The sequence below is a fragment of the Acinetobacter sp. NIPH 298 genome, assembly GCF_000369505.1.
Classification (GTDB): domain Bacteria; phylum Pseudomonadota; class Gammaproteobacteria; order Pseudomonadales; family Moraxellaceae; genus Acinetobacter.
This window is the reverse complement of record NZ_KB850055.1, coordinates 1,350,855-1,365,423: the sequence shown is the minus strand read 5'-3', so window position 1 is coordinate 1,365,423 and position 14,569 is coordinate 1,350,855. Positions and strand designations below refer to the sequence as shown.

The window sequence follows — 14,569 nt, the reverse complement described above, 5'->3', positions numbered from 1 at the left end:
ATGCTTGTTTTTTTGCTTTATAATAAAGTTTGTTTGCAAAAAAGATCAGCTTGGTGCATGTTAATTCGTAAATTATTTAAGTTTGAAAACGCTCATATCGTACGGAATTGTACATCGGATCGCTGTAAGCGTTCGATTCATGGGCATAGCTATAAAGTTGAATTATTACTAAAAGCGTCAAAGTTAGATCATGGGCAAATGGTTTATGATTTTGGGCTGCTGAAAGGCGTGATTAAAGAACTATTTGATAGTTTTGATCATGCGATTTGTTATTGGCAAAAAGACGATGCTGCGTATATTGATGCATGCAAAACCTTTAGCGCACGTTGGGTGGCTTTGCCTGTTTCACCATCAGCAGAACAATTTTCTCGTATTTTCTTTTTTCTTGCGCAACAGGTATTAAATTCAACAGTTACCCAAAATGGCGAAGGGGATGTTGAGGTTTATTCGGTGATTGTTCACGAAACTGATACGGGTTATGCACAAAGTTTTCAAGAAGATATTGATAATGAACAAATGGGCATGTTGAGCCTAGATCAAATCGTTTTCTCAGAGCAGGTTCAAAGTGAGTGGAGTGATCCACAAATGTATGAGCGCTTGAAAAAGGGAATCAGATTTCAAAACCCGAATGTAGAACTACAAGTTAATATTTAAGTACGTCCTCACTCAAGGGAGTGAATTTATTTCAAGGAATATTGATGCAATTTACTGAACAGCAACAGGACAAGTTAAGTAAAGTTCAGCTGGATGAATCATGGAAAATCTCATTGTCCGAGTTTCTGCTCAGCCAGAAAATGGATCATTTACGCGCGTTCTTGCAACAGCAAAGACTTGCAGAGAAGACGATTTACCCACCAAGCAAACATATTTTTAATGCATTAAATACAACGCCTTTGAGTGCAGTAAAGGTCGTGATTTTAGGTCAAGATCCATATCATGGTCCAAATCAAGCCAATGGTTTAAGTTTTTCTGTACAAAGAGGTGTTGCATTACCACCTTCTTTACGTAATATTTTTCATGAGTTGCACAGTGATTTGGCTGTGCCTATTTCTCGACATGGTGATTTGAGCAAGTGGGCAGCGCAGGGTGTGTTGTTGTTGAATAGTGTGCTGACCGTAGAGGCAGGACAACCAACTTCACATCAAAAACAAGGCTGGGAAGATTTTACTGATGCTGTGATTGATGTGCTAAATGAGCAGCGCGAACACGTGGTGTTTGTTTTATGGGGTGCTTATGCACAGCGTAAAGGACAACGTATTGATCGTAATAAACATCTCGTATTAAGCGCAGCTCATCCATCACCTTTGGCGGCAAACCGTGGTGGTTTTTTTGGCTGTAAAGTATTTTCTAAAAGCAATCATTATTTGAAACAACATGGCATTGAGCCTATAGACTGGCAATTGGACGCATAATGACTTCTCCTGATTTAAATAGCTATCATCCTGATTTGGTTATTGAGCAAGAAAAAAATGGTTGGCGGGTGATTCGCCTAAACCGACCAAAATCTTTACATGCATTAGATGAATCTATTGTAAGTGCACTTTTTCGCGTGTTTGAGCATTTTCATGATGATGAAAGTGTTAAAGCGATCTGGTTAGACTCAACTACACCTAAAGCCTTTTGCGCGGGTGGCGATGTGCGTAAACTTCGTCAACTGGTTGTAAATAATGAGGTTAATACTGCAAATAAATTCTTCGAGCAAGAATATGCATTAGACTTATTGCTTCACAATTATGCTAAACCGATTGTGGTATGGGGTGAAGGTTATGTAATGGGTGGTGGGCTTGGTCTATTTATGGCTGCACCATTTCGTTTGGTTACACCTTATTCACGTTTGGCTATGCCAGAAATCAATATCGGTTTATATCCAGATGTCGGTGGAAGTCGATTCCTTGCAGATCGAGGACAAATTGGGCTATTTACGGGTTTAACTGGTTCAATTATGACTGCAGCAGGTGCATTTAGCATCGGCTGGGCAACTCATATTTGTGAAGCGCAGCGTGATAATGTCTTGCAAAAAGTCTTAAATGTAGACTGGAATCATTATCCAGCAGGTGCTTTCCGTGCCATTGATGACACATTAAATAGTCTTCACCGTCCGGTTGCCGCAGGTCCTTTGCAAAATTCGATCGATGTTATTCACAGTGTTTGTCGTGGTCAAAACTTTGAATTTGATTATCAAGCAATTATTGGGTTGAGTGAGGCAAGCAGTGATTGGTTGCGCCAAGCAAGTGAGAATTTGCAAAAAGGCTCGCCAAGTACGGCTGCTATTACTTGGTTGCTTTGGCAGTGGGGTAAACAAGGACATGCTTGGGATGAGGTTTTTGCGCTAGAAGCTCAGATTTCTGATTGGAAAATCCGTCATCCTGACTTTGTAGAAGGCGTACGCGCGCGCTTGGTCGATAAAGATCTTTCTCCAGAATGGAAAGCGACCGAGAACATCACCTTAAAAGATATTTTGTCTGATTGCCCTCCTGTGACCAATATTGATAGTTGGAATGCGTTATTAAGACAATACGGTATTATTGTTTAAGGCGTATGAGCGAAAATAATAGCAATGATGAATTTTGGATGCAGTTTGCTTATGAGCAGGCTGCATTAGCGGCAGCTCAGGGCGAGATTCCTGTTGGTGCTGTTATTGTCAGCCAAGGTGAGATAATTGGGGTGGGCTATAATGCCCCAATTAAACTTTCTGACCCGACAGCACATGCCGAGATTCAAGCACTGCGTATGGCCTGTCAATCTGTGAATAATTACCGCCTTCCTGATGATGCCACACTTTATGTCACGCTCGAGCCTTGCACCATGTGCGTGGGTGCTTTAATTCATGCACGTGTTCAACGTGTTGTGTTTGCAACCACAGAGCCTAAGGCGGGTTCACTGGTCAGTGCCCGTCAACTGCTTGAAAATGGTTATTACAACCATAAATTTGTCTTTGAACAAGGTTGCTTGCAAGCGCAATGTTCAACCCAACTTAGTGATTTTTTTAAACAAAGAAGAAGTGAAAAGAAGCAAAATCGTTTATCAAAAAACGTCCTAAAATGATTAAAAATGTCTTAGCTGTTATGGCAAACTAAGCCTCCGATGATTTTGGTTTAATCAAAAAGGCGAAACTATGCGTAATGCAATCACCATACAAAAAGAATTTAATGCACCTATTTCTGAGGTTTTTGACTTGTTGTCAAAACACGCGACTTATAATAAAGCGTTTGCACCGTTACAAGTGGTGCGAGTAAAAGACTCTGCCGATCCTGAACGTCCAGATGGTATTGGTTCAATTCGTCGTATGGGTTTTGGTCCAATTAAACCACTGCAAGAAGAAATCACGTTGTTGGAAGAAAACCAGCGTATTGAATACAAGTTAATCAATAATCCGTTGGTTAAGCACCATTTAGGGCAAATTGATTTCAAAGAAATCACCCCCTATATCACTTTGGTAACCTATAAGATTGAATTTACAGCAAAAGCACCTTTTGTAAGCAAATTAGTTCTTGCACAACTCAAAGCAGCGATTACACTAGGTTTTTCAAAATTAGCGAAATCAGTTGCCGCATAAGAGATGGGAATGACAGTTCATATTATTACGATTGATGGTCCAAGTGGATCTGGTAAAGGGACTTTGGCTGCGAAAATTGCTGCTCATTATCATTATAATTTATTAGATTCTGGCGCACTTTATCGTCTACTTGGGCTGTCATTGTTTCAACAAGGCTTGCTCGACCAATTAGATATTAAGTTGGCACAATGTATTGATTGTGCAATAAATTTAGATATTGAGTTCAAAACGACGGATACAGCTACACTCACCTTATTGGATGGGGTTGATGTGACCAATACCATCAGGACTGAGCAGGTTGGTGAATATGCGTCTAAAGTTGCAGTTGTTCCTGAATTGCGTAAAGCATTATTTGAACGCCAGCGTGCATTTATTCAAGCGCCTGGATTGGTCGCAGATGGTCGTGATATGGCGACATCGATTTTTCCAGAGGCTCAAGCTAAAATTTATTTAACGGCGTCGGCTGAGTCTCGTGCAGAGCGCCGTGTAAAACAGTTGCAGGGCATGGGTCTTGATGCTAAAATAAGCGACATTTTATCTAACATACAGGCTAGGGATAAAAGAGATATGGAGCGTACAGTTGCTCCTCTTAGACCCGCTGACGATGCGTATGTCATTGATAGTTCTACAATAGGTATCAATGAAGTATTTCAGTTGATGGTTGACTATATCAATAGCCGTATAAAATAGATACACAATTTTTTATCAGTTGAAGCATTGCTTGATCAGATTTTTTGGACAATGTAACAACTTAACTAAACCGGCCTTGTCTGATCCAAGACCGCGGACTTTATCAGGTATATCATGACCGAATCTTTTGCAGCCCTCTTTGAAGAAAGTGAATTAAACCTCAACGTTGAAAAGGGTGCAGTCATCCAAGGTACTGTTGTTAGTATCGATTCTGACTGGGTTACTGTTGACACTGGCCTTAAATCTGAAGGCGTTGTTGATCGTGCTGAATTTTTAAATGAACAACGTGAACTTGAAGTTCAAGTTGGTGATACTGTTGACGTAGTGGTTGAAGCACTTGACAACGGTATGGGTCAAACTGTTTTATCACGTGAAAAAGCAAAACGTGCTGAAACTTGGACTAAGCTTGAGAAAATCTTTGAAGACGGCGAAATCGTTACTGGTGTTATCTCTGGTAAGGTTAAAGGCGGTTTCACTGTTGACATCGGTCCTGTTCGTGCATTCTTACCGGGTTCTTTAGTTGACACGCGTCCTATCCGTGACACTACTCACCTTGAAGGTAAAGAGTTAGAGTTCAAAGTAATCAAACTTGATGCTAAACGTAACAACGTTGTTGTATCTCGTCGTGCAGTTATGGAAGCTGAATCTTCAGCTGACCGTGAAGCATTACTTGCTCAGCTTGAAGAAGGTCAAACAGTTACAGGTACAATCAAGAACCTTACTGATTACGGCGCATTCGTTGATCTTGGCGGTATTGATGGTCTTCTTCATATCACAGATATGGCTTGGAAACGCATCAAACACCCTTCAGAAGTTGTTGAAGTTGGTCAAGAAGTTACAGTTAAAGTACTTAAGTTTGACCGTGAGCGTAATCGCGTATCTTTAGGTCTTAAGCAATTAGGCGAAGATCCATGGTTAGCGATCATGAACCGTTACCCTAAAGGTTCTATCGTTAAAGCGCGTGTAACTAACTTAACTGATTACGGTTGTTTCGCTGAAATCGCTGAAGGCGTTGAAGGCTTAGTACACGTTTCAGAAATGGACCACACAAACAAAAACATCCACCCATCTAAAGTTGTTCAGATCGGTGACGAAGTTGATGTTATGGTTCTTGAAGTTGATGAAGAACGTCGTCGTATTTCATTGGGTATCAAACAAACTCGTGCTAACCCATGGGAAGAGTTTGCTAAAGCAAATGAAAAAGGCGAAAAAGTTTCTGGTACGATCAAGTCAATCACTGATTTCGGTATCTTCATCGGTTTATCTGGTGGAATCGACGGTTTAGTACACTTGTCTGATATTTCTTGGAACGAACAAGGCGAAGAAGCGATTCGTCGTTACAAGAAAGGCGACACAGTTGAAGCAGTTATCTTATCTGTAGATGCTGAAGGTAACCGTATCAGCCTTGGTATCAAGCAATTAAACAGCGACCCATTCAATGACTTCTTAGCTGCGAATGAACGTGGTGCTTTAGTTAAAGGTACTGTAACTGCAGTTGATGCTAAAGGCGCAACAGTTAAACTTGCTGATGACATCGAAGCGACTCTTAAAGCATCTGAAATCAACCGCGATCGCGTTGAAGATGCGACTAAGTTCCTTGAAGTTGGTCAAGAAGTTGAAGCGAAGATCATCAATGTTGATCGTAAGTCTCGCTCTATCAACTTGTCTATCAAAGCGAAAGACGAAGCTGAAGAGAAAGAAGCTGTGAACACTGTTCGTCAAGCTGCTGCAACTCAAACTGCAGAAAGCAATGGTCCTAAAACCATTGGTGACTTAATTAAAGCTCAAATGAAGTAATTTGTTAAAAGGTACGTTTCTTGTAACAGATACGTACTTTTTTATACAAAAATACTGTAAACGGTAGCGTAGTATTGATGTACTGCGCTACCGTTTTGTATTTAAACAGGTTATTATTAAAAAACTGAGAAGTAGCAATAATTAAAGAGGTCATCAATGACTACTGAAGCACTTAATAAATCTGATTTAATTGAACGGATTGCACTTAAAAACCCACACTTGGCTGAACCATTAGTGGAAGATGCTGTTAAGATTATGATCGATCAAATGATTGAAGCACTTTCAACGGGTGATCGTATCGAGATTCGTGGTTTTGGTAGCTTTGCTTTACATCACCGTGAGCCACGTTTAGGTCGAAATCCTAAAACTGGTAAATCTGTTGATGTTGCGGCAAAAGCTGTTCCTCATTTTAAACCAGGTAAAGCACTTCGTGATGCAGTAAACGAAACCGCTGATTAAGAGTTGAGGTGTTTATGCGTTATGTATTAATTGCATTGCTCGTTGTTATTTTTGGCTATTCGCTTGCTTTAGTGCTTCAAAACCCAACAGAGCTGCCAGTAGATTTATTATTTACTCAAGTTCCTGCCATGCGTTTAGGTCTTTTGCTTTTATTGACTTTAGCATTGGGTGTTGTGGTTGGATTATTGCTAGGCGTACAGGTTTTTCGCGTTTTTCAAACGAGTTGGGAAATCAAGCGATTACGTAAAGATATTGACCATCTTCGCAAAGAGCAAATTCAACTTGCTCAGCAAGCTGCAGCAGAAGTTGCAGCCAGTGTGAGACATGAGAAAACGGTGATGGATATTAATCCAGAAAGCCAACCTCGTAATCCGCTATAATTTAAGATATTTCAAGTGCTTTAAAATCCAGCGATTTTACACCTAAAAAAATAGCTCTTTATTTGATTAAAGAGCTATTTTTTTACTTTAAGGAAAGCAAAGATATCTTAAGATCGCGGTAATCATCATTGCTACTAAAATAACGATAATAAGGGAGTATTTTTTCCAAGCAAAAATAATAGCAACGGAAACACCGATAATTTTACTAATGCCACTAAAGTGACCTTCGGTGAAAAGCGTATTGAATACAGCTAATGTAAAGAGCAGTACACAAGCCGAGTCAGATAGGAGTTGTCTATGATGTTCTCTGATTGTCATACGATTGGCTAAATAAAATCCTGAGTAACGAATCAGATATGTACCTAAAGCTAAAATAACGATTCCAGCAAAGATATAGCTTTGACCATAGATCACTTTGATTTACTCCCCAAAAGTAAACCCAACATTGACACTAAAACGGGTAAGCCCGTTGGGAGTAGAGGGATTGAAGCTAAAGATAGTGTGGTGCCGATAAAAACTCTGTTTCGAGTTGTTTTGTTTCTTAATAGTGGCAAAATTAATGCGAAAAGAATTGCTGGAAATGCAGCATCAATGCCAAATACATAAATATCTGGAATAGCTTTACTTAATAGATAACCGATCAAAACACCGATTGGCCAAAGAAGACTAATCCCTAAGCCACACATCCAATATGCCCACTTTTTTAACTGTGGCGATTGTTGGCTTAATCCAAACATGACACTTTCATCATTCATAATATGGCAAGCAATAAACCTAGACCTATTTTTCTCAATAAATGTTGCGACCGAGAGTCCAAATGGCAAATGGCGCAAATTGATTAATATGCCAGTCAGTGCTGCAAAAATTGGGTTTGCACCAGTTGCAATCATCCCAATAAAAGTGAATTCGGCTGCCCCTGCAAGTACGGTAATAGATAGGAGTAAAGGTATCCAAATCGGCAGATTGAAGCTAGCTGCAACTGAACCGAGTGAAATACCAACAATACCCGTTGCAATAGATATAAGTATTATGGCTTTGATTAGATTATATCGGTCTTTATTTTGCATTATGTTTTCTATATAAAACGAACGTACGATATAATAGAATAATATTTACATGTTCGTCAAAGCGAACGTTCGTTCTTTATGGTGTTTTATGGCGTTACCAATAGAAATTGTTGCAAAAGGTTTACAAAGAGAAAGACAAAAGGCCGGTATATCTTTGGCTGAACTTGCTCGTCGAGCAGGTATTGCTAAATCGACCTTATCTCAGCTAGAGTCGGCTCAAGGCAATCCTAGTCTCGAAACTTTATGGGCTTTATGTGTTGCTTTAGAAATTCCATTCGCGAAGTTAATGGAAACAAATATTGCTCAGACGCAAGTCATTCGTTTTGGAGAAGGACCATCTGTTTCTTCGGAGATTGCACATTATCAAGCAATTCTATTGGCAACCTGTCCAACAGGAGCTAGACGAGATGTATATATTTTGACAACGCAACCTGGCGAACCTCGTTGTAGTCAACCACATTCGATAGGCAGTATTGAACATATTATTATCATGAAAGGCAGAGCAAGGGTTGGATTGATTTCTGATTCTGTGTTGTTAGGTGAAGGGGATTATATTTGTTATCCTGCCGACCAAGAACATATTTTCGAAGCATTGGAACAAGATACCAGAGCAATATTAATTTCTGAGCAAAGATAGCTGAAAGGTATCGTGGTGAGAAAGCTTTTTTCATTATGGATGCTTTCTTACTTTGTTCATTTTATTAATCATCTTATAATGAACTGATTTTTATGTGATGGAACTAGATTCGTGAGTATTATTGTTGCCTTAGACGCAAAAAGCCAATTTGACGCCCTAACTATTGTAGATCAGCTTGATCCGTCACTTTGTCGTGTAAAAGTGGGCAAAGAGCTTTTTACTCGTGAAGGTCCATCTATTGTTAAAAACTTACAAGATAAAGGTTTTGACGTTTTCCTTGATCTAAAATTTCATGATATTCCAAATACAACAGCGCAAGCCGTTTGTGCGGCTGCTGATTTAGGTGTCTGGATGGTCAATGTCCATGCATCTGGTGGTCGTAAGATGATGGAAACTTGTGTAGAGCGATTGAAGGCGGGAAATTATCAAACTCAATTGATTGCAGTGACTGTTTTGACCTCGATGGGACGTGAAGATTTACGTGATATTGGTTTAGATATTGAACCCGTTGAGCAGGTACAGCGTTTAGCAAAACTTACACAAGAAAGTGGTTTGGATGGTGTGGTGTGTTCTGCACAAGAGGCAAAAATCTTACGTGAAATGCTAGGACAAGATTTTGCACTGGTAACGCCAGGTATTCGTCCTGAAGGTTCAAATGCCGATGATCAAAAACGTATCGTGACACCAAAACAAGCAATGCAAGATGGTTCTACGCATTTAGTGATTGGTCGTCCAATCACCAAAGCAGACAACCCAACCGAAATGTTAAAGTCGATTTTAGCTTCGATTTAAATCTATTCATGTATAGGCGAACTGTGTTCGCCTATCGAGTGATTGACGGATTAGCAAACTTCATCGCCATTATAATTTCAGATTTAAAAATAAGCTGATTAAGAGTGGTGCAAGTAACGAAAGAATTAATCCGCTCATCATTGCATGTGGTATGTAATGCGTACCACATGATTGTTTGACCATGGCGAGTGTGACATCCATCGAGGTTGCGCCAGCACTTGAAATTGCCGATCGTGGAAAACGCCAACCGAGACAATACATCAATATAATCGCAAAAATTTCTCTAAACAGATCAGTTAATAAGGCAATCCCACCGAGTTTGGCTGAGTGTAGTTCTGTGAATAAAATCCCAGACATTGAATACCAACCATAGCCTTGAGCTAAAGCCATCACCTCATTCAAGCTATAGTCATTGGATAAAATAAAATAGTTGAAAATAGAGGCTAAACACGAGCCAATGATGGCAGCAATTGGAACAAGCAAAATTTTCCAACTCAACCAACTGCGATCAAATTGTGTAAAGGCGAGCTCAATACCGATCAAGCAGATAAATATCAATAATAAATACCAACTATTAAATGTGATCTGTAGATTAGAGATATTTACAAGTGTGCCAAGTAGAATTCCGACACCCAACGCTAAAAAAGCTTTAGCAATATTTTTCAATGCATTGATGAATAGATGTAATGAAATTCTTCCTTGTACGCTTTGGCGATCAATGATTTTGTAGGTAATCAAACAAATGAAAAATGAGCCGATCGAGGTGGTAAATGCGATTAATACTGCAGGTGGTAAAATTGCAACAGGGTTTGGAATATGGTTCAACGCTTGGCTGAGTTCAAATGCAACACTAATTAATAGAACATAAGAAAAATAAGGCAGGATTTGAAAAACAAATCGCTTAATTTTTTGTGATAAGTGGGGAGCTAAGAAATAGCCTAAGCTTATTGCAATAAAAATTTGGAAAATAAGGACGACAGATTGCATAAAAAAAGCAGGTCACGAATAACCTGCTTATTATGAAGAATTATTGATTAGGCTGCATTGTTTTTTACATTTGCTGTAGTACTGATAAAATTATAATCAGCTACATTTACTTTACGGGTTTCTAACCAGAATCTCCAAGTGTAGGTTGGCCATAAAGAGAAGTTTTTACCATCAGCTGCTTGGTACCAACTACTACAACCACCAGCTTGCCAAACAGTACCTTTGAGTTGTTCTTGGACACGTTCGTTAAATTGATCCTGTACGTCGTGTTTGACTTCAATTGCTTGGGTGCCTGTTTTATCAACAGTTTGGATCAACTGAAGAATGTAACTCACTTGTGATTCGATCATGAAAATCACAGAATTATGTCCAAGAATTGTATTCGGACCTAATAACTGGAACAGGTTAGGGAAGTTCTTGGTGCTGATACCATAGTAACTTTCTGCGCCATCTTTCCATGCTTGTTTGAGTTCAATCCCATTGCGCCCAACACAATTGAAATGCTTTAAATAGATGCGTGGATCAGTGATAAAACCTGTGCCGTAAATTAAGCAATCGATTTGACGTTCTTTACCATCTTTGGTCATGATGCCATTTTCTGTAATTTCTTGAACGCCATCGGTAATTAATTCAACATTTTTTCGATTGAACGTTGGGAAGTATTTATTTGAAATCAAAATACGCTTACAGCCCATCACAAAATCGGGAGTCAGTTTTTTCGCTAATGCTTTGTCTTTGACTTGGAAGCGAATAAAGGCTTCTGCAAGTTTCTGACCATATTTCATGATCTGAGGCTGTACGATAGGTACAACACGAGATTCATTGGTCCAGTACAAACGACTACGGTGAATTTGACGATAGAGATTGGATGCTTTAAATAATGTTTTACTCAATTTTGAGTATTTACGTTCATCACGAGGAATCACCCAAGCGGCAGTACGTTGAAAGACATAAAGCTGCTTAACTTCGGGTGCGATTTCAGGAATATATTGAATCGCACTACCACCTGTACCAATCGAGGCAACGGATTTACCGCTTAGATCGTAATCGTGATCCCATTGAGAAGAGTGGAAAACTTTACCTTTAAATTTTTCTATGCCTTTGAGATGTGGAACTTGTGGGACATGGAGTGGACCAGAAGCAAAAATAACAAACTGCGCTTCAAGCGTAGGTTGGTCTTTAAATTCTACTGTCCAGATATTACGTTGTTCATCAAACTCGGCATGTGTGACTTCATGATTGAATCTACAATAATCTTTCAGTGTGTATTGTTCAGTAATATCTTGAATATAATCAAAGATTTCATCTGCCTCGGCATAGCGCTTCGACCAGTCTGTTTTTGGTGCAAATGACAGGGAATACATGTGTGATTGCACATCACAAGCAGCACCTGGATATTGGTTTTCACGCCATGTACCGCCAACATCATTGGTTTTTTCTAAGATTACAAAATCCTTGATTTGGCTTTGTAATAGTCGAATTGCCATTGCTAAGCCACCAAAACCTGCACCAATAATTGCAACTTTAGTTTTTTGAATTGCATTCTGGTTTACATTACGCATAGTCCACGCCCTATACCACTAAATTTTGTGTCAGTTTAAAGGTTTTGGCGAGATTAAATATGATTGTATAGACGTAAAACTTGATCATTTCGGCAATTCATTTATATGTGTTTTTATAGTAAAACATTAAAGTTTTGAGAATTGTATTCAGAATTATGAAGAGATCCATCCTCGGATTGATGTATTTGATTCAAGGCATGCGCCATGTTGGTATTGATGTGGATGCACGTTTAGCAAATATGGGAATACAGGCTGATGCTTTAGATCCAAGTTCAATTATACCTGATGCAATTGAATGGGATATTTTGCAACATATTAGTCAGGATATTGCGCCAGAACAAGGTCTGTTCATTGGGCAGCATTATGCACTGGCTGGATACGGTCCTTTTCTCATGTTGATCGTTACCAGTGACACATTACATCATGCCTTGTTGAATGGCGTGCGTTTCCAACAGTTAACTCATTTATTTGGTTCTTTACAGCTCGAAATTGACAATAAAGCGATTCATTTATTTTATCAACCTACTGATCTAGATACCCATTTAGGTCAGTTTAGAGCGCAATGTGAAATCTCAGGAACCTATAAGTTTTTACAAGACATATTTAAGATGATGGGACTTGATACACCCAATATTCAGATCGAACTGCCTTTTCAAAGACCCGATGATGTGCAACTCACCGCTGCATATCAGCAATATTATGGTCAAGATGTCAAATTTGGGTGTAAGCAAGCCGTATTTATTTTAGAAAATACGCAAATTTTGGATGTTAGTGTTCCTTCGGCTGATTCACTGACTTATAGAATGTATGAAGAAAAATGCCTACGTGACATAGAACTATTAGAGAAGGTTTCTGATTCAAAAGTGACGATCGTCGAATATGTAGAGGATTATCTAGAGTTGCAAAATGGAGTCATACCAACTATGACTGAAACAGCATATGCATTGAAAATTCCAGAGCGAACTTTAAGGCATCAATTGCAGCAAATGCAGACCAGCTATAAAGAAATTCGTGAAAGGCTGATAAAGCAAAAGGCAATAAGATTCATCGAAGGCAGCTCATATTCAATTGAACAAATTGCCGAAATGTTAGGTTATTCTGAGCCAGCCGCTTTCAATCATGCATTTAAAAGGTGGTTTGGACACAGTCCTCGCCAATATAATCGAAATCATTAAATGATTAAAAATGGTACATTATGATGTTTAAACCTGATGATAAATAAGCCTAAAATCTAATGTCTTTGAACTCAATGTTCGATATAATTTTCCTCAATTAAAATTGCAATAACACCTTATGTCAAATTCTAAACCAGACTCACATAGCACTGCGTATATTCCAACGTCACCTGCTGAGCGTTATGCTCAAGCAATTCAGTCAGGACAATTCATGCCTGATGAAGCTCAGGCTCAGGCAGTGCAAGAGTTAGATCGAGTATGGAAAGAGTTACTCACTCGCTATAAGGCTTCAAAAAAAGCATTTCGACGTTTCCGTCGTCAAACCTACCCTAAAGGTGTTTATATGTGGGGTGGTGTTGGTCGTGGAAAAACTTGGCTCATGGATCAATTTTATGAGTCGGTTCCATTTCGTCGCAAAATTCGAATGCATTTTCATCACTTTATGCAGCATGTACATAAAGAGTTAAATAAACTTTCAGGTCAGCGTAATCCTCTAGATTCGGTTGCTGATCAAATTTATAAAAATGCTGTGGTGATATGCTTTGATGAGTTCTTTGTTTCGAATGTGACGGATGCAATGATCCTCAGTGATTTATTCCAAAAATTATTCGAGCGTGGCGTTACTTTGGTTGCAACGTCAAACATTGCGCCAGAAGGTTTATATAAAAATGGTATTCACCGAGATCGGTTCTTGCCTACGATTGAATTGGTACAGAAAAACTGTACAGTTTTGAATGTAGATGCAGGAATTGACTATCGTTTGCGGGTATTAAAACAGGCACAGTTGTTTAAGCACCCATTAGGTCATGATGTACAGTCTTGGATGTCAGAGCGTTTCCATGCTTTAACACAAACTCAGGTACAGTCAAACTCTCCGATCATGATTAACAATCGAGTAGTAGAGACTTTGGGACACACTGAAGACGTATTGTGGTGTGAGTTTTCGGAACTCTGTTTTAAACCACGTAGTCCTGCTGATTTTATCGAGATTGCCAATATTTATAATACGGTATTGGTAAGTGGTGTGCCGCATTTGACTGATTTCTTGTCAGAGGGAACACGTCGTTTCATTTATTTAGTCGACGAATTCTATGATCGCGGTGTGAAGTTATTACTAACCTCAGAAGATTCAATTATAGAGCTTTATGAAGGGGATAGATTGGCATTTGAAATTGAGCGGACACGTTCAAGATTGTTAGAAATGCAATCGGATGAGTATCTAAATTCTGAGCATCGGCAAATTCAAATTGCAAAAACATCATAAATTTAAAAGGCATTCTTCGGAATGTCTTTTTTTATAAATTTAGATAGAGAAAGCTTTATTCTTGGTTAAATTTTGCTATAACTAGGTAGGTTTTAGAATTGAGTGTGTTGCAAACTGAAACAGTAAGGACGTTATATATTTTATTTTTCAAGTAAGGTGTAAATTGATATTTGTCAATACCTTCTGCTTGGAAAATGCTTACT

Annotated in this window: 17 protein-coding genes; 13 read left to right on the top strand and 4 right to left on the bottom strand. The window is 39.0% G+C overall.

From position 1 onward, the window contains the following. Positions 1 to 57: 57 nt before the first annotated feature. From F903_RS11385 to F903_RS11345, 9 genes are all read left to right on the top strand, one after another. Positions 58 to 654 (top strand): 6-pyruvoyl trahydropterin synthase family protein, encoded by a 597-nt coding sequence (locus tag F903_RS11385; protein WP_005197174.1) that lies wholly within the window; start codon positions 58 to 60, stop codon positions 652 to 654. Positions 655 to 698: 44 nt separating this feature from the next. Beyond that, positions 699 to 1,412: a uracil-DNA glycosylase gene (gene ung / locus F903_RS11380; RefSeq protein ID WP_005197172.1), complete on the top strand. Its 714-nt coding sequence runs from the start codon at positions 699 to 701 to the stop codon at positions 1,410 to 1,412. Continuing rightward, positions 1,409 to 2,533 carry an enoyl-CoA hydratase/isomerase family protein gene (locus tag F903_RS11375; RefSeq protein WP_171063479.1) on the top strand — a complete coding sequence of 375 codons (1,125 nt, stop codon included), beginning with the start codon at positions 1,409 to 1,411 and terminating at the stop codon, positions 2,531 to 2,533. Before ung ends, F903_RS11375 begins: the two co-directional genes overlap by 4 nt. Positions 2,534 to 2,538: 5 nt before the next feature. Continuing rightward, complete coding sequence (gene tadA / locus F903_RS11370) at positions 2,539 to 3,045, top strand: tRNA adenosine(34) deaminase TadA (RefSeq protein WP_005197169.1); 507 nt, start codon at positions 2,539 to 2,541, stop codon at positions 3,043 to 3,045. Positions 3,046 to 3,115: 70 nt separating this feature from the next. Next, the gene (locus tag F903_RS11365) at positions 3,116 to 3,556 is read left to right on the top strand and encodes an SRPBCC family protein (protein ID WP_004671377.1); all 441 of its coding nucleotides are present in this window, start codon (positions 3,116 to 3,118) and stop codon (positions 3,554 to 3,556) included. A 9-nt stretch (positions 3,557 to 3,565) separates the two neighbouring features. Then, on the top strand, positions 3,566 to 4,246 hold the full coding sequence (gene cmk / locus F903_RS11360; RefSeq protein ID WP_005197167.1) for a (d)CMP kinase: 681 nt from the start codon (positions 3,566 to 3,568) through the stop codon (positions 4,244 to 4,246). Positions 4,247 to 4,360: 114 nt separating this feature from the next. Continuing rightward, a complete protein-coding gene (gene rpsA / locus F903_RS11355) occupies positions 4,361 to 6,043 on the top strand; it encodes a 30S ribosomal protein S1 (RefSeq protein ID WP_005197163.1) in 1,683 nt (560 codons plus the stop codon). Between the two features lie 156 nt (positions 6,044 to 6,199). Next, the gene (locus F903_RS11350) at positions 6,200 to 6,502 is read left to right on the top strand and encodes an integration host factor subunit beta (RefSeq protein ID WP_004671373.1); all 303 of its coding nucleotides are present in this window, start codon (positions 6,200 to 6,202) and stop codon (positions 6,500 to 6,502) included. Positions 6,503 to 6,516: 14 nt separating this feature from the next. Beyond that, on the top strand, positions 6,517 to 6,882 hold the full coding sequence (locus F903_RS11345; RefSeq protein WP_004671371.1) for a lipopolysaccharide assembly protein LapA domain-containing protein: 366 nt from the start codon (positions 6,517 to 6,519) through the stop codon (positions 6,880 to 6,882). Positions 6,883 to 6,969: 87 nt separating this feature from the next. Here F903_RS11345 and F903_RS11340 read toward each other — a convergent pair whose 3' ends face one another. Together F903_RS11340 and F903_RS11335 are read right to left on the bottom strand one after the other, a co-directional pair. Continuing rightward, on the bottom strand, positions 6,970 to 7,296 hold the full coding sequence (locus F903_RS11340) for an AzlD domain-containing protein (protein ID WP_005197160.1): 327 nt from the start codon (positions 7,294 to 7,296) through the stop codon (positions 6,970 to 6,972). Continuing rightward, positions 7,293 to 7,949: an AzlC family ABC transporter permease gene (locus F903_RS11335; RefSeq protein ID WP_005197158.1), complete on the bottom strand. Its 657-nt coding sequence runs from the start codon at positions 7,947 to 7,949 to the stop codon at positions 7,293 to 7,295. The genes F903_RS11340 and F903_RS11335 overlap by 4 nt, the downstream gene beginning before the upstream one ends. A gap of 88 nt (positions 7,950 to 8,037) precedes the next feature. Between F903_RS11335 and F903_RS11330 the strand changes: the two genes are divergently transcribed. After that, positions 8,038 to 8,586, top strand: a complete 549-nt coding sequence (locus F903_RS11330; protein WP_034595156.1) for a helix-turn-helix domain-containing protein — start codon at positions 8,038 to 8,040, stop codon at positions 8,584 to 8,586. Positions 8,587 to 8,697: 111 nt separating this feature from the next. Next, positions 8,698 to 9,378 (top strand): orotidine-5'-phosphate decarboxylase, encoded by a 681-nt coding sequence (pyrF, locus tag F903_RS11325; protein ID WP_005197156.1) that lies wholly within the window; start codon positions 8,698 to 8,700, stop codon positions 9,376 to 9,378. A 69-nt stretch (positions 9,379 to 9,447) separates the two neighbouring features. Here pyrF and F903_RS11320 read toward each other — a convergent pair whose 3' ends face one another. Together F903_RS11320 and F903_RS11315 are read right to left on the bottom strand one after the other, a co-directional pair. After that, positions 9,448 to 10,365 carry a LysO family transporter gene (locus F903_RS11320; protein WP_005197155.1) on the bottom strand — a complete coding sequence of 306 codons (918 nt, stop codon included), beginning with the start codon at positions 10,363 to 10,365 and terminating at the stop codon, positions 9,448 to 9,450. A 47-nt stretch (positions 10,366 to 10,412) separates the two neighbouring features. Next, entirely contained in the window at positions 10,413 to 11,927 is a 1,515-nt protein-coding gene (locus tag F903_RS11315) for a flavin-containing monooxygenase (RefSeq protein ID WP_005197154.1), read from the bottom strand. Between the two features lie 155 nt (positions 11,928 to 12,082). Between F903_RS11315 and F903_RS11310 the strand changes: the two genes are divergently transcribed. Together F903_RS11310 and zapE are read left to right on the top strand one after the other, a co-directional pair. Beyond that, entirely contained in the window at positions 12,083 to 13,102 is a 1,020-nt protein-coding gene (locus tag F903_RS11310; protein WP_034595037.1) for an AraC family transcriptional regulator, read from the top strand. Positions 13,103 to 13,220: 118 nt separating this feature from the next. Beyond that, complete coding sequence (gene zapE / locus F903_RS11305; RefSeq protein ID WP_004671365.1) at positions 13,221 to 14,366, top strand: cell division protein ZapE; 1,146 nt, start codon at positions 13,221 to 13,223, stop codon at positions 14,364 to 14,366. Positions 14,367 to 14,569 lie beyond the last annotated feature (203 nt).